Annotated in this window: 18 protein-coding genes; 6 read left to right on the forward strand and 12 right to left on the reverse strand. The window is 65.5% G+C overall.

All coding sequences use genetic code 11. The features are described 5' to 3' along the window. The first annotated feature begins 107 nt into the window (after nt 1-107). The 5 genes from ABD791_RS05960 to ABD791_RS05980 all read left to right on the forward strand — a co-directional run bounded on the left by ABD791_RS05960 (nt 108) and on the right by ABD791_RS05980 (nt 4,846). Complete coding sequence (locus ABD791_RS05960) at nt 108-737, forward strand: hypothetical protein (protein ID WP_345063380.1); 630 nt, start codon at nt 108-110, stop codon at nt 735-737. Nucleotides 738-802: 65 nt separating this feature from the next. Beyond that, nucleotides 803-2,080, forward strand: a complete 1,278-nt coding sequence (locus tag ABD791_RS05965; protein WP_345063383.1) for a molybdopterin molybdotransferase MoeA — start codon at nt 803-805, stop codon at nt 2,078-2,080. Further along, nucleotides 2,077-3,150, forward strand: coding sequence for a bifunctional molybdenum cofactor biosynthesis protein MoaC/MoaB (gene moaCB / locus ABD791_RS05970; protein WP_345063386.1), 1,074 nt, complete (start codon nt 2,077-2,079; stop codon nt 3,148-3,150). Before ABD791_RS05965 ends, moaCB begins: the two co-directional genes overlap by 4 nt. After that, complete coding sequence (locus tag ABD791_RS05975) at nt 3,143-3,568, forward strand: molybdenum cofactor biosynthesis protein MoaE (protein ID WP_345063388.1); 426 nt, start codon at nt 3,143-3,145, stop codon at nt 3,566-3,568. The genes moaCB and ABD791_RS05975 overlap by 8 nt, the downstream gene beginning before the upstream one ends. 111 nt (nt 3,569-3,679) lie before the next feature. After that, nucleotides 3,680-4,846, forward strand: coding sequence for a ThiF family adenylyltransferase (locus ABD791_RS05980; RefSeq protein WP_345063391.1), 1,167 nt, complete (start codon nt 3,680-3,682; stop codon nt 4,844-4,846). 19 nt (nt 4,847-4,865) lie between these two features. On the opposite strand, the gene ABD791_RS05985 is transcribed toward ABD791_RS05980, so the two are convergent. The 7 genes from ABD791_RS05985 to ABD791_RS06015 all read right to left on the reverse strand — a co-directional run bounded on the left by ABD791_RS05985 (nt 4,866) and on the right by ABD791_RS06015 (nt 11,471). Next, nucleotides 4,866-5,105 carry a MoaD/ThiS family protein gene (locus ABD791_RS05985; protein ID WP_345063393.1) on the reverse strand — a complete coding sequence of 80 codons (240 nt, stop codon included), beginning with the start codon at nt 5,103-5,105 and terminating at the stop codon, nt 4,866-4,868. Nucleotides 5,106-5,117: 12 nt separating this feature from the next. Next, entirely contained in the window at nt 5,118-6,236 is a 1,119-nt protein-coding gene (gene moaA, locus ABD791_RS05990) for a GTP 3',8-cyclase MoaA (protein ID WP_345063395.1), read from the reverse strand. 57 nt (nt 6,237-6,293) lie between these two features. Further along, nucleotides 6,294-7,394, reverse strand: coding sequence for an ABC transporter ATP-binding protein (locus ABD791_RS05995; protein ID WP_345063397.1), 1,101 nt, complete (start codon nt 7,392-7,394; stop codon nt 6,294-6,296). Continuing rightward, nucleotides 7,391-8,161, reverse strand: a complete 771-nt coding sequence (locus tag ABD791_RS06000; protein ID WP_345063400.1) for an ABC transporter permease — start codon at nt 8,159-8,161, stop codon at nt 7,391-7,393. The genes ABD791_RS05995 and ABD791_RS06000 overlap by 4 nt, the downstream gene beginning before the upstream one ends. A gap of 113 nt (nt 8,162-8,274) precedes the next feature. Continuing rightward, nucleotides 8,275-9,102 (reverse strand): molybdate ABC transporter substrate-binding protein, encoded by an 828-nt coding sequence (gene modA / locus ABD791_RS06005; protein ID WP_345063402.1) that lies wholly within the window; start codon nt 9,100-9,102, stop codon nt 8,275-8,277. Next, nucleotides 9,099-9,503: a TOBE domain-containing protein gene (locus ABD791_RS06010; RefSeq protein ID WP_345063405.1), complete on the reverse strand. Its 405-nt coding sequence runs from the start codon at nt 9,501-9,503 to the stop codon at nt 9,099-9,101. Before ABD791_RS06010 ends, modA begins: the two co-directional genes overlap by 4 nt. A 192-nt stretch (nt 9,504-9,695) precedes the next feature. Beyond that, entirely contained in the window at nt 9,696-11,471 is a 1,776-nt protein-coding gene (locus tag ABD791_RS06015; protein WP_345063407.1) for a molybdopterin-dependent oxidoreductase, read from the reverse strand. Between the two features lie 217 nt (nt 11,472-11,688). Here ABD791_RS06015 and ABD791_RS06020 point away from each other — a divergent pair, with 217 nt between their 5' ends. Then, complete coding sequence (locus ABD791_RS06020; protein ID WP_345063409.1) at nt 11,689-12,345, forward strand: 4'-phosphopantetheinyl transferase family protein; 657 nt, start codon at nt 11,689-11,691, stop codon at nt 12,343-12,345. On the opposite strand, the gene ABD791_RS06025 is transcribed toward ABD791_RS06020, so the two are convergent. From ABD791_RS06025 to ABD791_RS06045, 5 genes are all read right to left on the reverse strand, one after another. Further along, complete coding sequence (locus tag ABD791_RS06025; protein WP_345063412.1) at nt 12,290-13,636, reverse strand: M1 family metallopeptidase; 1,347 nt, start codon at nt 13,634-13,636, stop codon at nt 12,290-12,292. The two genes, ABD791_RS06020 and ABD791_RS06025, sit on opposite strands and share 56 nt — an antisense overlap. After that, a complete protein-coding gene (locus ABD791_RS06030; protein ID WP_345063414.1) occupies nt 13,633-17,598 on the reverse strand; it encodes a Pls/PosA family non-ribosomal peptide synthetase in 3,966 nt (1,321 codons plus the stop codon). The genes ABD791_RS06025 and ABD791_RS06030 overlap by 4 nt, the downstream gene beginning before the upstream one ends. A 119-nt stretch (nt 17,599-17,717) precedes the next feature. Further along, nucleotides 17,718-18,320, reverse strand: coding sequence for a hypothetical protein (locus ABD791_RS06035; protein ID WP_345063417.1), 603 nt, complete (start codon nt 18,318-18,320; stop codon nt 17,718-17,720). Between the two features lie 42 nt (nt 18,321-18,362). Continuing rightward, a complete protein-coding gene (locus ABD791_RS06040) occupies nt 18,363-18,512 on the reverse strand; it encodes a hypothetical protein (protein WP_345063419.1) in 150 nt (49 codons plus the stop codon). A gap of 107 nt (nt 18,513-18,619) precedes the next feature. Continuing rightward, nucleotides 18,620-20,344: a SulP family inorganic anion transporter gene (locus tag ABD791_RS06045; protein WP_345063420.1), complete on the reverse strand. Its 1,725-nt coding sequence runs from the start codon at nt 20,342-20,344 to the stop codon at nt 18,620-18,622. Nucleotides 20,345-20,535: the final 191 nt, after the last annotated feature.

The following is a 20,535-nucleotide window of genomic DNA, read 5'->3' on the forward strand; positions in this document are numbered from 1 at the left end:
CTTGAGGTCGAGGAGCAACGCCGGTAACTGAGGGACCCTCAATTATCGCACATCTTGCCGCGCGGCATCCGGGATGTCAACATCACCGTGAGCGAAGGATTACGTGCATGACAGCGGCCAGCACACTCACGACGATTGCTGCGGTGACGCTCGTCATCGCGGGTATGACTGCGGCCGTCGGGCGCCACGGGGGTTCCCCACTGCGCAATTCCGGGAGGCTGGGCCCGATCGGGACGCTCGGCACGGTCGGCATGCTCGGCACGGGTGCGATCATGCTCGGCGCGCTGGTCTTACCCGACTTCTCCCACTTCGTTGCAGCGTCGCTGACGATTGCCGTTCTGCTTCTGGTGCTGGCCGGCGTTGTCGCGGTGCGGATCAAAACCCAACGGCCGCTGGGATACGCGCAGAGAACGGCCGTGGCCGTGACCGTCGTCGACATCGCGTTCATGTCAGCGGCGGTAGTGCTGATGCCGGTGCACTTTGCGGCTGCGCAGCTCACCACGGCCCAGCTCACCACGGCGCACCTCACCACAGCAGCGCAGCTCGGAGGGACTCACTCTGGCGGATCCCCCCTGACCCTGTCCGGAGGCATGATGATCTGGCTGGTCCTGGTGGCGTGGGCGTTCTGTGCTGCCGTGCTGAGTGTGCCGGCGATACAGCGGCACTCGCCAGATGGAGCGTTCCAGCTTGCCTGCTCCGGTTGCATGATCACAGCCATGGCCGCGATGGCGCTCTGATTGGTTGACGCAGCGTTGGTCTACTCTGACAGCATGATCCGCATACGCAGACCGGGCAGGTCACAATGACCACTGTCGACGAGCATGCCCGCACGATCGAACGGATGCTGGCCGGCCCACTTGGTCTCGCTGGCACCGCCACCGGAACCGGCACCGAGACTGTGCCGCTCACTGACGCGCTCGGCCGGATCACGGCGATCGACGTGTCGGCGGCTGTTGACCTGCCCCTGTTCCGAAACTCGCAGATGGACGGTTTCGCCGCCCGGGCGGCCGATCTGGTCGGCGCGCCGGTGAGCCTGCCGGTCGTCGGAGATGTTCCGGCCGGACATGCGCAGCCTCCGGCGCTGGCGCGCGGCACCGTGACCCGGATCATGACCGGCGCGATCGTGCCAGACGGCGCCGATTGCGTGGTTCCCGTCGAGGACACCCGGCTCAGTGCTGATCCGGGCTTCGCCGGCTTGGGCTCCCCTGACTCGAGCTCCTCAGACCCGGACTCCACCACAACGCACGCCGGCGCATCCGTCACCATCACGATTCCTCGAGTCGCCGGAGACTTCGTGCGGGAACGCGGCAGCGACCTGCGGCGCGGGGAGTTGCTGCTGCCGGCCGGGCAGCGGCTGGCACCCCGGCATCTGGCCGCGCTCGCCGCTGGCGGCCACAACTCGGTCCTCGTGCGCCGCCGGGTGCGGGTCGCCGTCATCACGACGGGAGCCGAACTCGCGCCGGCCGGTGCGGCCCTGGAGTCTGGCCAGATTTTCGACGCCAACCTGGTCGCGCTGTCCGCCGCCGTCACGGAGGCCGGAGCCGAGCTGGTGCTCGCGGAATCGAGCAGTGACGACACCGGCGCGTTCCTCAGTATCCTCAAGCGTGCTACCCGGACGGCGAACCTCATTGTGACATCTGGCGGAGTCTCCCAAGGCGCATACGAGGTGGTGCGCGAGGCGCTCGAACCGCTCGGCGCGGTCGTCGGCCACGTTGACATGCAGCCGGGCGGACCCCAGGCCACCGCGGTCGTTGACGGCGTGCCGATCGTCTGCTTCCCGGGGAACCCGGTGAGCACTCAGGTCTCCTTCGTCGTGTTTCTCCGGCCGATCCTCCGCCGGGCGGCCGGACTGACCGGCCTGCCGCCGACGGCGAGGCGGCTCGCCGGACCGGTGGAATCCGTGGCCGGAAAGCGCCAATTTCTGCGCGGGCGAATTCGCGACGACGGCACGGTCGAGACTGTGGCAGGGGCAGGCTCGCACCTGGTGGCCGGGATGGCCCGCGCCGATGTACTCCTGGACATCCCCCGGGAGATCACCGACCTTGCCGCGGGGCAGGATGTAGGAGCGTGGGTACTATGACCGAATTGACGCATCTGGACGGTGACGGGCGGGCGCGCATGATCGATGTCGGCCAGAAAGCCGAGACAACACGGGTGGCGGTGGCCAGGGGCCAGTTCGTGACGACAGCAGAGGTTATTGCGCTGATACGCGCCGAGGGGCTGCCCAAGGCCGATGTGCTCGCAACGGCACGCATCGCCGGCATTTCGGGTGCCAAGAAGACCTCAGAGCTGATCCCGTTGTGCCACCAGGTGGCGCTGTCCTCCGTGACGGTCGATTTCGAGCTTGGCGAGGACTCGATCGAGATCGAGGCGGTAGCACACGCGCGCGGTCAGACCGGTGTCGAGATGGAGGCGCTAACCGCAGTGACGCTCGCCGGGCTCACCCTGCACGATATGGTCAAGGCGGTCGACCCGGCGGCGATGCTCACCGAGGTGCGCCTGGAGCAGAAGAGTGGCGGCAAGCGCGGCAACTGGCAGCGCAGTATCTGGCAGCGCAGCACCGGGCATGCTGACGCCGCGGGGGCCGCGGTCTCGACACACACCCGTGCCCTCGCCGGGCGCACCGCGCGCGTCATCGTCGCTTCGACCCGCGGCGCGGCCGGCGAGCGCGAAGACACGGCCGGCCCGGTCATCGCCGGCTGGCTGCGCCAGCATAGATACGACACCGCGGCTGTTTCGGTGGTGGCGGATGCCGACATCGCCGGTGCCCTCACCGAAGCAGTAGACGCTCAGCCGTCAGTGATCATCACGACAGGGGGCACGGGCGTCTCCCCCACGGATGCGACGCCGGAGGCGACCGCAGACCTGCTCGACCGCGAGCTGCCGGGCCTCGCTGAGGCACTGCGGCGTCGGGGAGCCGATTCCACGCCAATGGCGGCGCTCAGTCGCGGGCTGGCCGGCACAGCCGGACGCACTGTCGTGATCAATCTGCCCGGTTCACCCGGCGGGGTACGCGACGGACTTGACGTACTCAACGAGGTGCTCGACCATCTGGTCGACCAGGTATCCGGATCGGCGCGGCACGAGGAGCCAGCGCACAATGATTCGGCTGATGATGACCCCGCATACGAGGAGCCGGCGCGTGATTGAGGTCTTCGCCGCGATCTCGGCCACGCCCATTGATCCGGCCGTGGTGGACGACTTCGTGCTCTCACCAGAAAACGGTGCTGTGGTTTCGTTCCAGGGAATTGTGCGAAACCACGACCAGGAGCGCGAGGTCACCGCGCTCGACTACCAGTCGCACCCAGAAGCCGAACGCGTGCTCCGCGAATGCTGCGAGCGCATTGCCGGCGAGACCGGTCTGCGAGTTGCCGCCATCCACCGCACGGGAGCCCTCATGATCGGCGACATCGCGCTTGTCGCCGCGGTCGCGGCACCACACCGGGCCGAGGCCTTTGCCGCCTGCGCCGATCTCGTCGAACTGATCAAGCAGTCCGTTCCGATTTGGAAACGTCAGCACTTCCCGTCTGGCGCTCCGGAGTGGGTCGGGCTCGACGGGCCTGCCTGACACAGGCGATGCGCCTAGGATGGCGACAGTGGTGACTCTCTGGAGGACTCTGTGGATTCAATAACCTCTCGTTCACGGGAAGGCAGCAGAGCGGTAGCGGCGGCACCAGCGATGCGACCGCCCGCCGTCGTCGAACCCGGCCCACCGTTAGCCCCTGACCGTCTCGCGCGGTTCAGCCGCCAGCTGCTGCTGCCCGGATTCGGAGAGATCGCACAACGTCGGCTTGCACACGCTCGGGTACTCGTCGTCGGCGCCGGCGGTCTCGGAAGTGCGAGCATCCCGTACCTCGCCTCCGCCGGCGTCGGCACGATCGGTGTCATCGACACGGATGTCGTCGAGCTCTCGAATTTGCACCGCCAGGTCGTGCACGGGGTCACGGACATCGGCCGCAGCAAAATCGACTCGATCGCCGACGCCATTTCCGCGATCGACCCGACCGTCACGGTGAACCGGCATCGGATGCGCCTGGATGCCGGCAACGCGCTGGAGCTCGCCGCCGGCTATGACCTGATCATGGACGGCAGCGACAATTTCGCCACACGCTATCTCACCAATGACACCGCGGCGATCGCCCGGAAACCATTGGTCTGGGGCGCGATATTGCGGTACAGCGGCCAGGCCGGGGTTGCGTTCGCCGGTTTCGGGCCGAGCTATCGCGACTTGTTTCCCACACCGCCCGATGCCGGCGACGTTCTGTCCTGCTCAGAAGGCGGTGTTTTGCCCAGCGTCTGCGCCGCGATCGGCTCGATCATGGCGACCGAGACGATCAAGCTCCTCACCGGGCTCGGAGAACCGTTGCTCGGCAGAATCACCACCTACGACGCGCTCACCGGTCGCTTCCGGGAGCTGAGCTACAGCTCGGCCCCAGACGCCGAACCGATCAACGAGTTGACCGACTACGAATTATTCTGCCGCACCACGCGGGCGAGTGACGTGCTTCCAGCCGAGGTGCGGGAGAGCGCTCAGACGATCACCCCGATCGAGCTGTCACGACGACTGGCCGGTCATGAGCCCCTGCAACTTATCGACGTTCGTGAACCTTTCGAGTCCGAGATCGTGAGCATCGCCGGTTCAGACCTCATTTCCCTGGCCATGATCGAGGAGTCACTCGCACGTATTCGCCTGGATGTCCCGGTCATCGTGTACTGCCATCACGGCAGCAGGGCCACGCGCGCTTCCTCACTCTTGCGCGCCCACGGAATACAGAACGTGCAGGAACTGGAAGGCGGCATCGACGCATTCGCGGCGACGGTGGACCCCTCGATGACGCGGTACTGAGCGAACACGACTGAGCTCGTTACCCTCCGGCGAATGGCGGCAGCACGTCGATCCGCTCTGAGAGCGGAAAGTGAGGGTCCCGGCGAACCACCTGGTCGATCAGGAATGATCCGGACGTCACGACTTTCCGCATCTCGGAGCCGTAACGCTCACCGAGAAGCGTCATCAGTGTGCCCAGCGTAGCCTCGTCCGCCACGACGAGCCCCTCCTCCTCACACCCTGCAGCATCGGCAGCCGCCGCGAAATATCTGATCTGCACAATCACGCTTCTTCACCCGCCGATGTAGGACATCTCAATTTTCTTCCGCCCTTTCGCCTCACCGTAGCGCGTGGACGCGCTCCGCAATTCTGAGTAGCGATCTGACCGGTCCCGCCAGATCTGTGCCAGCACGACCGACAGCTGTTCATCAGTGCAGCCACCGCGCATCAAGGCCCGCAGATCATGGCCATCCGTCGCGAACAGGCAGGTGAACAGCTTTCCCTCAGCCGAGACGCGCGCCCGCGTGCAGGACCCGCAGAACGACGCGGTGACACTCGAAATCACGCCGATCTCACCGGACCCGTCTCGATAGCGCCATCTCACAGAGGTCTCCCCGCCATAGTTCGGGGCGACCTCTTCCAGCGGAAACTCGGCGTCGATGCGGCTGATCACTTCGCTCGAGGGAACCACCTCAGCCATCTTCCAGCCGTTGCTGTTGCCCACATCCATGAATTCGATGAAACGCAGAATGTACGGTGAGCCTTTGAAATGGCGTGCCATTTCCACCACATCCTGATCGTTCAAACCACGCTTCACCACCATGTTGATCTTGATCGGACCGAGGCCGACCTCGTGTGCGGCCTCGATGCCGCGTAGAACCCGTGCTACGGGAAAATTCACATCGTTCATCGTTCGAAAGGTCGCGTCGTCGAGTGAGTCCAGCGAAACGGTGATCCGAGTCAGGCCCGCATCTTTCAACGCCTGTGCCTTGACCGCGAGCGCCGATCCGTTGGTCGTCAATGCGATGTCGAGCGCACCGCCATCCGGCGTCTTCACCGCGGCGAGCATGCCGATCAGCTCCTCGATTCCCTTGCGCAAGAGGGGTTCGCCGCCCGTGAGACGGATCTTCTGAACCCCATGCGCGACGGCGATGCGGGTGAGTCGGGTGATCTCATCGAACGAGAGGAGTTCATCCCGTTCCAGAAAAGCGAAATCCCGGCCGAAGATCTCCTTCGGCATGCAATAGACGCAACGAAAGTTGCAGCGATCGGTAACCGAGATGCGCAGGTCCCGCAAGGGGCGGCTGCGGGAATCACTGACCGTCCCGGTCGGCTGGTCCATCTCAACCGGGATATCCGACACGTCGCGGAAGAAGAACGGTGTCGATGCACGCGCTCGGGTGTCCGTCATGGCCTCACCCTAACCCCGCTGCCCGAAAATACGAGGCCTTCAGTTCGTCCCACGAGCTCAGCGTGGGAGAAGCACGACGTCGGCGGCGGCGACGGACAGCCAGACGTGCACACCCGCGCGCAGACCGAGTTCGACGACCTTGGCTGGTGCCAACTCCACGACGAGGTGCGGGTCTTCAGCCACGCGGATGCGGACTCCCCCGATGCCGGACTCCAGCGAGACGATGGTCGCCTCCCAATAATTGGTGTGCTGACCGTCTGACTCGAACGGATGCGGCTCGGTGCGGTAGACGCTAACCGCTGCCGGGCGGAACACCAGCGCAACCTCCGCACCGGCGGCAGGAAACACGCGTGCGTCAGCAGATCCGACGAAGTAGCGGCCGTCCGGCAGCCGGACGCCGGGAGGCTCTGCGACGCCGTTCAGCAAATTGATTCCGGCCAACGCCGCGGTGAACTGGTTGCGCGGCTCGGCGAGCACTCGGGCCGTCGGCCCGGCGTCGACGATCTTTCCGTCGTGGAGGATGGCAATGCGGTCGGCGAGCACGATGGCGTCGAGCACATCGTGGGTGACCAGCAGAGTCGCGATCGTGCGTTCGGCCAGCCGCTCACGCAACAGCTGACGCATCCGGGCGGCCGTCTGCACGTCGAGGGCGGCCATCGGTTCGTCCAGCAGCAGCAGGTCGGGACGCGCAGCCAGAGCGCGTGCGAGCGCGACGCGTTGCTGTTGCCCGCCGGAGAGTTCGGCCGGTTTCCTCTCCTCGAGCCCTTCCAGGCCCACCGCAGCCAGCCACTCGACCGCCTCCAGTCGAGCTGCACTCCGGGTTTGGCCCTGCGCCCGCTGCCCGAATGCGACGTTGTCTCGCGCATCCAAATGTGGGAACAAGAGCGCCTCCTGGCCGAGCAGGCCGACTGCGCGGCGTTCAGGGACGACCGCCACTCGCCGGGCACCCTCGCTGACCCGGGTCAGGAGACGCCCCGCCACGCTCACGCTGCCGGCGTCGGGAAGGATCAGCCCGGCGACCGCGGCGAGCAATGTCGACTTTCCTGCCCCGTTCGGCCCGAGGAGCGCAAGCACTTCCCCTGATTCGATGCGGATTGCCGCGTCGAGGATGAATTCACCGCGCCGCACGACCAGCTGCGCGTCCAGCACCGTGCTCACCGCGGCGCATCCGCTCGCCAGCTGCGCATGAAAAGCAGGATGACGATGGCCACGACCACGAGGAGAACCGACAGGGCGATGGCCGACTCCTGTGTGACCCCTGCGCCGTTGAATGCGGTGTAGATCGCCAGCGGCATGGTGCGCGTGACCCCGGCCGCGTTGCCCGCGAACAGTGCCGTCGCGCCGAACTCCCCCAACGCTCTGGCGAAGCAGAGCACGGTTCCGGCAACGAGCCCTGGCATCGCCAGCGGAAGGGTGATCCGCCAAAACACCGTCCAGCGGGAGGCGCCAAGCGTCGCAGCCACGGTTTCAAACCGGGCTCCGGTCGCCCGCAGCGTCGCTTCCAGGGTGATCACGAGAAAGGGCAGCGCGACGAAGGACTGTGCGATCACGACGGCACTGGTGGTAAAGGGTATGCGGATGCCCAGGCCGACAGCCAAGGAGCCTCCGATCAGGCCGTTGCGCCCCAGCAGGTAGAGCAGGGCGATGCCGCCGACCAGCGGCGGCAAGACGAGCGGCAGGGTCGTCAGGGCCCGGAGCACCCCGGCGAGCCGGGGCCCGCTGCGCGCAATCAGCAACGCAAGCGGAACCCCCAGAACCAGACAGACCACAGTCGCGGCGGTCGCCGTGCGCAGCGACAGCCAGAGGGCTTCGAGGGCATCAGGCGACGTGATGGCGGCCGGGAACTCTGCCCAGTCGACTCGGCTGAACAATCCAGCGATCGGGAGGATAAGCAGAAGCAGGCCGAATATCGCGAGTACGCTCAACGATCGCGGGATTCTCCCACTCGGGGCACGCGCCTGCTGCGTGCGGGATCTCTGCGTTCGGGGCCTCGGCGCGGGGGGCACAGCGTCGGTCGCTGTGCGGGTCACGGTGCGAGTCACGGATGCCCGAAACCGAAGCGCGCCAGGATCGCTTGTGCCGGCGCGGATAACACCCAGCTCACGAAGGTCTCCGCCACGGCCGGATTCTGTGCGCTCGACGGCACCCCGATTGCATAGCGATTGATCGCGCGGTCGGCTCCGTCGATAGCGACACCGTCGACTGAACCGGCCGCAGCCTTGACATCGGTGGTGTAGACGAGCCCCGCATCGGCTTCTCCCGTGCTGACCTTGGTCAGCACGGCCTTCACATTCTGCTCTTCGCTCACCGCCGTCACGGCGACGCCCTGCAGACCCAGAAGCTTCTGCGAGGCCGCACCACAGGGAACCTCCGGAGCACAGAGCACGACAAGGAGATCTGTACGTGCCAGATCGGCGAGGCTGGTGATACCCCGTGGGTTGCCCGGTTGCACCGCAATGTGCAGGGTGTTCGTGGCGAAGATCGATGACGTACCCGTGATCAAGCCGGCCGCGGCGACATCCGCCATCGTCTGCTCGTCGGCGGAAGCGAAGACGTCGGCGCTCGCGCCCTCTTTCAGCTGGGTCGCCAGGGTAGACGAACCGTCATAGACGATCGGGGTGATGGTCACGGCCGGGTTCTCGGCGGTGAATTCGGCAGCAAGCTCGTTGAAGGCGGCAGTCAGGGAGGCGGCGGCGAAGATCGTCAGATTCCCGCTGAGCGCATCGGTGGTTGGCGTCGGCGCAGCAGCCCCCGACCCTGCCGCGGTCGTGCTGCAGCCGCTGACCAGAAGGAGTGCAGAGAGTGCGATGAGTCCGGCGAGGCTTCGATGTTTCAGGCTTCGATGTTTCAGGCTGTGCTGGATCACTGCTGCTCCCGAGGCACCTCGACGATGACCATCGTGGCCTTCACGACGGCGACGGCCAGCGAACCGACCTCCAATCCGAGGTCCCGCACCGCTTCGCTGGACATCAAGGAGACGATCCGGTGGGGACCGCATTGAAGTTCGACCTGCGCCATGACGGTGTCGAGAAGAATCTCAGTCACCAGCCCGACGAAACGATTGCGAGCGCTGCTCTCTGTGCTTCCCGGATCATGGGGCAGCACGGCAATGGATCGCGCGCGAGCCGCGAGGTCTGCACCGGCGATGACCTGGCGGCCGGCCTCGTCTCTGACGGACTCGAGCGTGCCAGCGGTCACCCAGCGACGAACGGTGTCATCGCTGACTCCGAGCAACCGAGCGGCTTCACTGACCCTGAACTGCGCCATGGAACGCACGGTAGCACCGCATTCGCGGTTGCAATAGCGGCGAGGAGACCGTATCTGCCGAACGCGAACGCTCCCCTGCCGCCGGGGGCGAACAGGTGAGCAATGCGGCGGGCAGAAATTCAAATCCCCGCCCGGAACCCTCGTTCGGCATGCAGTGGACGCACCGAGAATCGCACCAGAACCATCCCGGCGTCAGATCGACTGTCGATAGCCGAAGAACTCATGGTCATTGTTATAGCCGCCCAGGCCGCCGCCTACCTCCGAGAAGTGCTCGACGAATTCAATTCCCTTGATCCATTTCACCATTTTGAACCCGAGTTGCACTTCGTTGCGCAGCCGGAGTGGGGCACCGTGGCCGAAGGAAAGCGTGTCGTCATTCATGTCGTAGGCGAGCATTGTCAGCTCGTAACCCATCTGCTCGATCGGCTGCGCGTCATAGTAGATACCACCATCCGGTCCGACCGCGAACGAATAGAAGATCACCCATTTTGCTTCAGGCTTGGGTTTGACGACATCGAGGATGGCCTGCATCGAGACGCCGCCCCACTTTGCAACCCCTGACCAGCCTTGGATGCAGAAATGCTGCGTGATCTGCTCGTGGTGAGGAAGTGCGCGTAGTTGCTCGAGGCTCAGTTCGACCGGGTTCTCGACCAAGCCGTTGACCCGCAGCGTGTAGTTCGCGAAGGCGCCGGCCTCAAGTTGTTTGTACTCAGGAGTTTCGGGGTATTTGCCGTTATGCCAGAAGTACGGAGAGATGTCCTTCTCGGCGTACCGGCCCGGTTTGGAGTCGATGTGCTCAAAGAGCCGTTGGGCCGGTCCGATCAGAGCAAATCCGACATTCTGCACCACGCGGGGGTGCCGATAGGTGAACGGTGTCGCGGCCACCCAGCTGACGATGACAACCACCATCGACGCCGCGAAGATCCAGAACCCGACCCAGGACTCGTCGTTCCGCGACGCGTACATGTGGTTCAAGTTGCGCAGGGCACCAGTGGTCAACACCAGGGTGACGTGCACGACGATGAACATGACGAACCAGCACAGCACGAGGAAGTGCAGCGACCGGGCCAACTGGATGCTGAACACTGAGCTGATGCCGCGGAACCGAGTGGACAGGGCCGGCGACATTCCGAGCCCGGTGATCAGCGCCGCCGGAGCGGCGATGAAGACCGTCACGAAGTAGGCGATCAGTTGCAGGCTGTTGTAGTTGACCCAGCCCGATTCGACCGGCCAGTCCAGCGACAGGTACTGGATGGCGACCGAGATCGAATTCGGGATGACGTCCCAGCTGAGCGGAACCAACCGCATCCATTGCCCTGTCGTGAAAATGAGGATGTAGAACACGAGACCGTTGAGCAGCCAGAGGGTGTCCACCCCGAGGTGCCACCAGCGGGCCAGGCCGATGGAGTGCCGACGGCCAGGGAGTCCGACGCCGTCGGGGAGGGTGATCGAGTCTTGCTTCGCTGTGTACAGCGGGTCGGCTGGCACCGGCTTTTGGATGCGGAACCAATCTTTGCCGGGCGTGGAGTGCCTGGTCCAGTAGAACCGGGGATGGTCGGCGATGATCGTAACCCCCGAACGAATGATGAAGATCATCAGGAACAGGTTGAGGAAGTGCTGCCAGCCGAGCCAAGTCGGGAAGCCAGCCGGCGCGTTGTCGGGAAGTTCGGACGCGCCGGGATACTGCCGAATGAAGTGCTGCACGGCCGGGACATCACGGGTTCCCTTGGCCACCGCGATGCCGATGATCAGGAGGAGCAAGCCGATAGGGATCAGCCAGAGCAGGTTGAACCATTTGCCCTGGCCGATTCTCACCCGGGGAGCGACCCCGTATTGTGCGGGGAGATGTCCGGCCCAGTCCTCATCCACGGAGGTGTAGTGCGTGCTGTCCAATTCGCTTCGGAAGCTCGCGCTCGCCCCTGGCCCGATGTCGGCTGCGGGAACATGTTGATCACTTGGGTCATCCATCGGAGTCTCCATGATGCGGAGCCTAGCAACGGGTCTGCGCGGGGACCAGAGTCGGTGCTCCGCGTGCATCTACGAGCTCTCCGCTTGGCCCGAACGCGGCTGGAGTCGTCGCTGCTCGATGGCGGCCTGACCCGTAGAAGAAACACGAGGCTCATCGTCCCCGTGCTGGTTGCAGAAAGTCGACTCGCGAGCGAAGCTGCGCCGCGAGAATAGGTGGGTGAGTACCCTTCAACTCGACACCGACAGCTGGATGCGCTGGGCTGAGCCTGCTGCCCTGGTCGGTGGTGAGACGCGAGCGATCAGGCTTCTCTCGGCCGACGAGCGGTCGCGATATGCAACCACGCTTTCGGCATCGGCCAGGGAGCGCTTTCTCTGGGGCCGTCTACTCCTGCGCGAACTGGTCGCCGAGCAGATCGGGTCGCGTCCCGCCGAGGTCACGATCGATGCGCGCTGCACCGACTGCGGCGGCCCTCACGGCCGACCCGTCGCGACCGGGCCGAGCGACGATGCTCGCGCGCTGTGGCTCAGCGTCTCCGCGTGTGCCGGAATGGTGCTCGTGGCGACGAGCCGGGGCAGACCGATTGGCATCGACGTCGAGCCCTGCGCCGTCAGCACCGGTCAACTCCAGGCGATCCGTCAGGTTGCCGGTGACACCGAGCATCCGCTTCGCCACTGGACCCGCATCGAGGCGGTGCTGAAAGCGGATGGCCGCGGCTTGCGGGTCGACCCCCGGCAGGTACGGGTGCACACACATGGAGCTGAGCTGGAGGGCACGCTGTATCGTTTCGCCGAACCAGACTTCGATCCACGATTCGTTCTCAGCTCGGCCTTCGGCCCGGCATCCGGTCCGGCAGCGGGGGCAGGGCCTGGCTAAACAGCCAGGCGTCGAACAGTCCGTCGAGCGGTCGATCGCTGTACCGGCCCGCATGCGCACGGAAGTCATCCGAATTGACCGAGGCTGCAGAGCCGTTCGTCGTGGCCCAGTCTCGCAGCATCGTGAAGAACGGTTGCTCGCCGAGCACGGTCCGCAGAGCATGGAGGGTGAGCGCGCCTCGTTTGTAGACGCGGTCGTCGAACATGTCGACCGGTCCGGGATCACCGAGCAGGATGTCCTGCGGCATGGTCAGGAGTTGTGCGTGGAATCCCCAGGCAAGCACCTCAGCAGTTTCTTTGCCGGCGTGCTCAGACCAGAGCCACTCGGCGTAGCACGCGAATCCCTCATTGAGCCAGATGTGCTGCCAGCCAGCGAGGCCCACGCTGTTGCCGAACCATTGGTGGGCGAGCTCGTGCGCGATGAGCCGCTCCTCGCCACCGAAACCGTCGACGTGGTTGGCGCCGAAGATCGCCATCGACTGGGCTTCGAGCGGGATTTCGAGATCGTCGGAGGTGACGACGGCGGTGTAGGTGCCAAAGGGATACGCCCCGAAGACGCTTTCGAAATAACCCATCATCGCGGGCAGAAGGGCGAAGTCGGTGCGCACACGGGCCTGCAGTTGTTTCGGGTAGGCGAGCCGACCCGGCACGGCGCCGAGTTGCACCTCTTCGACCGTGTAGCGGCCGATCTGCACGGTCGCCAGGTACGTCGACGTCGGTTCGATCTGTTCGTACCGCCAGGTGCCCCGACCCGACGCCACGGTGTGGGCGGTGAGCACACCGTTGCAGATCACGGTGTATGCCTGCTCGGTGGTCACCCGGATGCTGTATCGCGCCCTGTCGGCCGGGTGATCGTTGCAGGGGAACCAGCTCGGCGACCCGGTGGGTTGGGAGGCCACGATCACACCGTCGGTGAGTTCCTCCCAGCCGACGAGCCCCCATTTGCTTCGCCGCGGCGCCGGTGAGCCGGAGTACTCGACGACAACCGTGAAAGCCGCACCGGCGGGGATGGGCAGCAGCGGCACGACGGTCAGTTTGCCATTGGACTGAGCCCGAACCGCCCGTTGGCCGTCGACCGACACCCGGGATACTTGCAGCCGGCTCAGGTCCAGGGTGAACCGCCTCAGCTCCTGATCGCTGACGGCACTGATCGTCGCCACGGCCTCAAGCCGGTTCGTCGCCGTTTTGTACTGCAGATCGAGCCCATAGTGTTCTACCTGGTAGCCGCGGTTGCCGCTGGCCGGAACATAGGGGTCCCGCGCCGTGCGCGCACCGATGCCGACCACCGTCATCGGATGGCCGCGGCGTGGTAGTCGCGCGTGGTCACATGCCGCCACGGGCCGATCGGATTGCCGCTCCAGCGGCTCCCGTGCGGAACGACTTCTCCGCGCATGACAAGGGATGCCGGGCCGATCGTGGCATGCGCCCCGATGCGCGCGGCGGGAAGGATGACGCTGTGTGGGCCGAGAGTGGCGCCCTCATCGAGGGTGACGGTGTCCATGCTCATGATTCGATCATGAAAAAGGTGAGTCTGCACAACACAGCCCCGATTCACCGTGGCGCCGTCGTGCAATGTCGCCAGATCTGGTTCGGGCAACCAGTAGGTTTCGCACCAGACGCCACGCCCGATCGTCGTTCCCATGCTCCTCAGCCACCAGATCAGGGCGGGCGTGCCCACGGTCGCGTTCGCAAACCATGGCGCGGCGACCATTTCGACGAACACGTCGGAGACTTCAGTGCGCCACACGAATGAAGACCAGAGCGGATGCTCCACGGCTTTCACACGACCCACCAGTGCCCACTTCGCGATCGTGGTGATTGCCGCGGCGGCGGCGCCCGCCGCGAGCATGACGAAACCGCCCAGCAACACGGTCGGCCAGATGCCGGCCAGGTCGATCAGCGCCGCGATGCCGACGAGCACGCCCAGGCCGATCCCCGCCGTGACGAGCACCGGGATGATCCGGGTGAGCTCCCAGAGGCTGCGCGCGACACGCAGGCGGGCAGGCGGGTGGAACGTGAGACTGCCATCTGCTGCCGCCACCGTTCGACGCAGTCGCACCGCCGGCGATCCCAGCCACGACGAACCGGGCTTGGATTTCGGCGGCGCCGACGAGAGCACCGCGATGAGGCCGTCCTTCGGCACTTTGTGGCCGGCAGGCACGATGCCGGAGTTTCCGATGAACGCGCGTTCGCCGATGTCGATCGCGGCGATCCGCAACCATCCGCCGCCCAGCTCGTACGGCGCGATCATCGTGTCGTCGGCGAGGAAAGTGCCGTCGCGCACCGTCGTCATCGACGGGACAAGGAGCACCGTGGATGCCTCGACATCGCGGCCGACTTTCGCTCCGAGCATCCGCAACCAGACCGGAGTGAAGAGGCTGGAGTAGATCGGGAACAGCAGCGTCCGGCTCAGATCAAGCAGACGTTCGATCGCCCAGACCTGCCATCCCGTGCGGCTGCGCACCGGATAGGTGCCCTCGCGCACGGCGAGTCCGAGGAGCCGCACGAAAATGACGACGAGCCCGGCCATGACGACGCCGGACAGCAGCGTGGCCGGCACGAGCATCCCGAAGCCGCGGACGGCAGCCTCGGCCAGCGACGCCGAATCGCGGATCGCTACAGCGATGAGCACGAACCCCGCCAGAAATGACAGCACGGGAATTGCTGCGATGGCGATCGCTGAGAGGCCGAAGGCCGCGACCCATCGGGTCTTGCGAGGGGGGCGCTCCCCCGGCCACCATGCCCGGGCTTTGCCGATGCGTTGCGCCGGCGATCCCGCCCACAATTGTGCGGATGGCACGCGGCCGAAGACGGCGGAGCCGGGCGCGATCTCCGCACCGCGACCGATCTTGGTGCCGGGAAGCAGGGTGCTGCGTGCTCCGACTGTGCTGTTCGCTCCGATCCGGATCTCGCCGATCCGCACGGCGTCGCCGTCGATCCAGTATCCGGCGAGATCCACTTCCGGTTCGATCGCCGCCCCCGCTCCGATCCGGAGCATGCCTGTGACCGGCGGGAGGGTGTGAAGGTCGACGTCCGGTCCGATCGTGGCGCCGAGCGCCTTGGCGTAGTAGCTGATCCACGGCGCACCGGACAGATTCACCGCCCCGATCTGTTCGGCGACCTGTTCCGCCAGCCACAGGCGAAGGTGCACCCCGCCCCCGCGTGGATAGTCGCCGGGGCGCAGCCCTGCCAGCAGCATCCGTGCAGCCACGACGGAGATCGCCATGCGTCCGAACGGCGTGGCACAGACGATGAGCGCGGGAATCAGTGCCCACAGCGGCGCCGTCGGCAGCACCTCGAATCCGCCAGCCTCGTGCAAGACGGTTCCCACGACCAAGACGTAGAGCAGCCAGCGCACCCCGGCGAGCATCTGAAGTGGGATCGACAGAACCGTCTGCAGAACCTGCATGCGCCGCGGCGTCGGCGTCACCCGGTGGTACTCCCGAGGCGCGACCGGAATCTCAGGGAGACGCGCGTCGAGTTCATCGGCCATAGCTCCGAGCCGCGGGTGAGAGTAGATGTCGGCGACGGTGAATCCGGGATCGTGCTGTCGGATGCTGCTCACCAGCTGGGCCGCGGCGAGGGAACCGCCGCCGAGGTCGAAGAAATTCGCGTCGACGTCGGTCACCGGGACGCCGAGGACGGTCTCCCACTGCGCAGAAAGCCGTGCCTGCATCAGGGTGAGTTCCGACTTCTCGCCGTCAGTGTCCACACCGGGCAGCGGCCAGGGTAGCGCGCTCTTGTCGACCTTGCCCGACGTGCGGGTCGGCAATCTGTCGACCTCGGCCAGCAAGGGAACGAGGGCAGCGGGAAGCTCCTCGCGGAGTCGGGCCAAAGCGAGTCCACGGTTCAGAACGGCACCGTCTGCCATCGCGAGGTAGCCGACAAGAACCTGGTTCCCGGCCTGCGTGTCGCGCACCGCGACAGCCGCAGCTGCCACGCCGTCGAGCAGCTGCAGGGCCGACTCAATCTCACCGAGTTCGATCCGCCGTCCGCCGACTTTCACCTGGTCGTCGACGCGTCCCTGAAAGACGAGGCCCTCGGATTCGTTGCGCACGAGGTCGCCGCTGCGGTAGGCCCTGGGCCAGCCCAATTCCGGGTGCGGGGCGTACTTCTCTGCATCCTTCACCGGGTCGAGGTATCGCCCCAACCCGACCCCGCCGATGATGAGCTCCCCCACCATGCCTTCCGCCACCGGCTCGCCGTCGGGGCCGACGACGGCGAGGTCCCAGCCGTCGAGAGGTAGTCCGATTCGAATCGGCGCGCTTCCATCGAGCCGAGCAGCGCAGGCAACGACCGTTGCCTCGGTCGGACCGTAGGTGTTCCACACCTCGCGTCCGTCCACGGCGAGCCGCTCGGCGAGTTCGGGCGGGCAGGCTTCCCCGCCGAAGATCAACAGGCGCACGTTCTCGAGGGACTCCTGCGGCCACAGCGCCGCCAGCGTCGGCACCGTCGAGACAACGGTGATGCCTCGGCCCGTGAGCCAAGGCCCGAGGTCCATTCCCGTGCGCACCAAGGCCCGCGGCGCGGGCACGAGACAGGCGCCGCTCCCCCATGCCAGCCACATCTCTTCACACGAGGCATCGAATGCAACCGACAGACCGGCCATCACTCGGTCGCCCGGACCGAGCAGTTCGTCGCGGAGGAACAGCCGGCTTTCAGCATCGACGAACGCCGCCGCGGATCGGTGGCTGACGGCGACGCCCTTGGGGCGCCCCGTTGACCCGGACGTGAAGATGATCCAGGCGTCGTCCTCCGGCCGGGGCGGGGCGACAATTGGATGACTGTGGGTGCTCGCATGCGGCGGCTGCGAGTCGAAGAGTGGGTCGTTCGCGCCTCGTTCCTCGCCACTTCTCACCGAAACGAAGGTGCCGCCCGTGGTGATCACACCGCTGACGCCTGCGTCTGTGAAGACCAGGTCGGCCCGTTCCTGAGGGTCGTCTGCGTCGACGGGCACGTAGGCTGCCCCGGCAACGAGAACCGCAAGGATGGCGATGTACAGCTCGGACGAGCCCGACGGCATTCGAATACCCACCCGGTCACCGCGGCACACGCCTTCGGCGAGGAGACGAGCAGCGACCTGCACGACCCGCGCCATGAGTTCGCGGTAGCTGAGAGAGCCGTTCGCGTCCTCGATGGCAGAGGCTTCCGGATGTCGCGCGGTCGTGTCACGCAGGATGTCGAGCAAGGTACGCGGCGGCGCAGCCTGATCGCCGCGCAGCAGCACGAGTTGCCGCGTATCCACATGCGTCACATTGCTCCTGTCTCTGGGCGCTTTCTGTCTCTGGGCCCGCTTCCGGGCGACAGCTCGCCGGACGCATCCGCCACGGTAGCCCGACCGGGTAACGGGCGGGTGAACAGAAGGAGTGAGGCCTAGTGCTTGGCGAGGAAAGCGCTCAGGTCTGCCTTGTTCAGCCTCGAGAAGCCAGACAGGCCGGACGCCTTGGCCTGGTCGCGCAACTGCGCCAATGTCGGTTCGGGTGCAACCGGCGTGGAGGGCGCGCTCACGGGCGACGGGGAGTTGGCCGCTGCGGGTTTCGCGACTGTGGGCGATGCAGCGGAGCTGACCGTGTCACCGGCAGTCTCGGACCGTGTGGTTTTGTTCGCGGCGCTGTCATTCTTCGCCGGCTTCGTGGCCTTGTCTTTCTTCGACGGCTTCGTGGCCGTGCCTTTCTTCGACGGCGTGGTGGCCTTGTCTTTCTTCGACGGCTTGGTCACCTTCGACGGCTTGGTCACCTTAGACGGCTTGGTCACCCTCGCCGGCTTGCTTTCCTTGACGGTTTTCGCGCTCTCTCCCGGCTTCTGCACAGTACGGGATTTCTCCAGGCCCTTCTGCAACGTACGCTCGAGAGCCGCAGCTTCCTTGCGGGTGAATTTGTCCGCCTTCTTCGCCGCCTTGACGGCTGCGTCGATTGCCGTGCGGGCCTGGGCAATTGCAGCCTGTGCGTGCTTCTCGTGCTTCGTCAGGTTTGCCATGTCGTCTCTCCTCTTCGTCGCAATGACGGGTCTGTAACCCGATCATGGCATCCGCGTGGTGACAAAGTGCGACTTCACCGGCATTTTTCGCCACAAGATCAACGCGGCGATGTGAAGATGATCGTGCGAGACGACCGCGACGCCGATGTCGAGGCCGCCGAGTTCATTGTGGGCGACCCGCACCGTGTTCAATATCCGCGAGTGTGCGTGGAAACAGGAGAGCCCCTGCCCTTCAAACTCCGGAAACACACCATTCCTGCCCATCGAGGCTCCCCTGGCCTGCGGTGGTTGCGGAATATTCAGTCACCCTCAGGGTGCGCGCTGCTTGACGGTGGGTTCAGCTTCTCAAGGTGGGCTTGGACGGCTGTCGCGACGTTGCCGTGGATGTTGCCCGCTCCTATGCGCTGGAGGACGCCATCTCGTTCGAGCGTGGCGCTGATGTCGGGTTTCAGACGGGCGAGGCGGAGGGTGAGGCCAGAGTCCTCGGCGAGCCTGACGACGTCGCTCAGCTTGGCGGAGCCTTGCGAGTCGATGAAGTTGATGCCCGCACAGTCGAGCACGATTCCGGTCAGGCCTGGGCTCGAATGGATGATCTCGCGGAGGCGGTCTTCCAGCGCGTCGGAGGTGGCGAAGAAGAGGCCGCCGTCCATGCGAATCACGACGACGCCGGGAATCACTTCGTCGTCAGGATGCTCGCTCAGGTCACGGAACACCTCGGTCTTGGCCTTGCGCGCGAGGATCGGCATGTGGGGGTGGGTGGCGACGGCGATGAGCCAGAGGAGCGACAGGCCGATGCCGATCATCACACCGGCCAGCACACCGAACGCCAGGGTACCGACGATCGCGGCAATCGCGACCCAGAAGTCGAACGGCTGAACGCGAGCGAGACGCCGCATCTCGGGGATGTTGATCATGCCCATCACCACGGCTTCGATGATCAGGGCCGCCAGAACGGGCTTGGGCAGTGAGGAAAACAGGGGGGCCAGAACAAGGAGTGTGAGAATAACCATGAGGCCTGAGGTGAGCGAGGCCAGTCCGGTGCGGGCGCCGGAGTGGTCGTTCAGCGAACTCGCGGAGAGGCTGGTCGAGACCGGCATTCCCTGAAACAGCCCGGCGCCGGTGTTCGCCAACCCTTGGGCGACCGACTCCTGGTCGATGTCGACCTGGTAGCTGTGCTTGGCCGCGAATGACCGGGCGTCGCCGGCGGTCTGTGAGAACCCGATCAGCACGAGCGCGATTGCCGCGATTGCCACGGTTCCCGCGTGATCCCACATCAGGCCGACATTCGGAAGTTTCAGTGACGGCAAGCCGCGCGGCACGTCTCCGACGAGGGCAACGCCACGGTCGCCAAGCTGAAAGAGCCAGGAGGCGAGCAGCCCACCGACGACCAGCACCAACGCTCCGGGCACCCGAGGTGCGATTCGCCTGAGGCCGAAGACGACGACCAATGAAATGGCGCCTACGATCACAGTCGTCTGGTTCCATTCGCCCACGGTTCCCAGCCACGACCACAATTCCTGAAACGAGTTGGTGCCGTCGGCCGTACTGCCGGTGAGCTTGGGTAGCTCACCAATGACGACATCGATAGCCGCTCCGAACAGGAACCCTGTGACCACGGCACGGGAGAGAAACTGAGCGATCCAACCCATTTTGAGCACGGCAAGGACCAGGAACAGGACCCCAGAGGCAAGGGTGATACCTGCAACAAATGAAGCGGTGTCCTGCGGATCGGTGAGGCCAGCAGCTATCACAGCGCTGGCGGCCACTGCGGCTAACCCTGAGCTCGGGCCCATCGAGATCTGACGGCTGGTGCCGAAGATCCCGTACAGGATTGCTCCGGCGGCGGCGGCGTACAGACCGTTCTGAAGAGGGATACCGGCGATGCCGGCATAGCCCAGGTTTTTTGGAACAATCAACGCCGCGACGGTCACTCCGGCGATCAGGTCGCCGCGCAGCCAACGCCGGTCATAAGAACGTATCCAGCCCAGGATCGGGACCAAGCGAGCGGCTCGCAACCGAGTCATGATTCGCAACGGATCTTTGACATGTGATCCAGCCCCTCTGATGAAATCCCTCTCCCAGCGACTCCCCCATGCTGGGCGGCGTACAGGCTCGCGCGGATGACGCGGTGGCATCATCGTGACATCAAAGCCCTTCTCCTGCTACGCCTTCCCCTCCGTAGTGAAGACGCAGCCGAGGACAAGGAACACGCTCG

This window comes from Glaciibacter kafniensis (genome assembly GCF_039538945.1).
In the GTDB taxonomy this organism is placed as follows: Bacteria; Actinomycetota; Actinomycetes; order Actinomycetales; family Microbacteriaceae; genus Cryobacterium; species Cryobacterium kafniensis.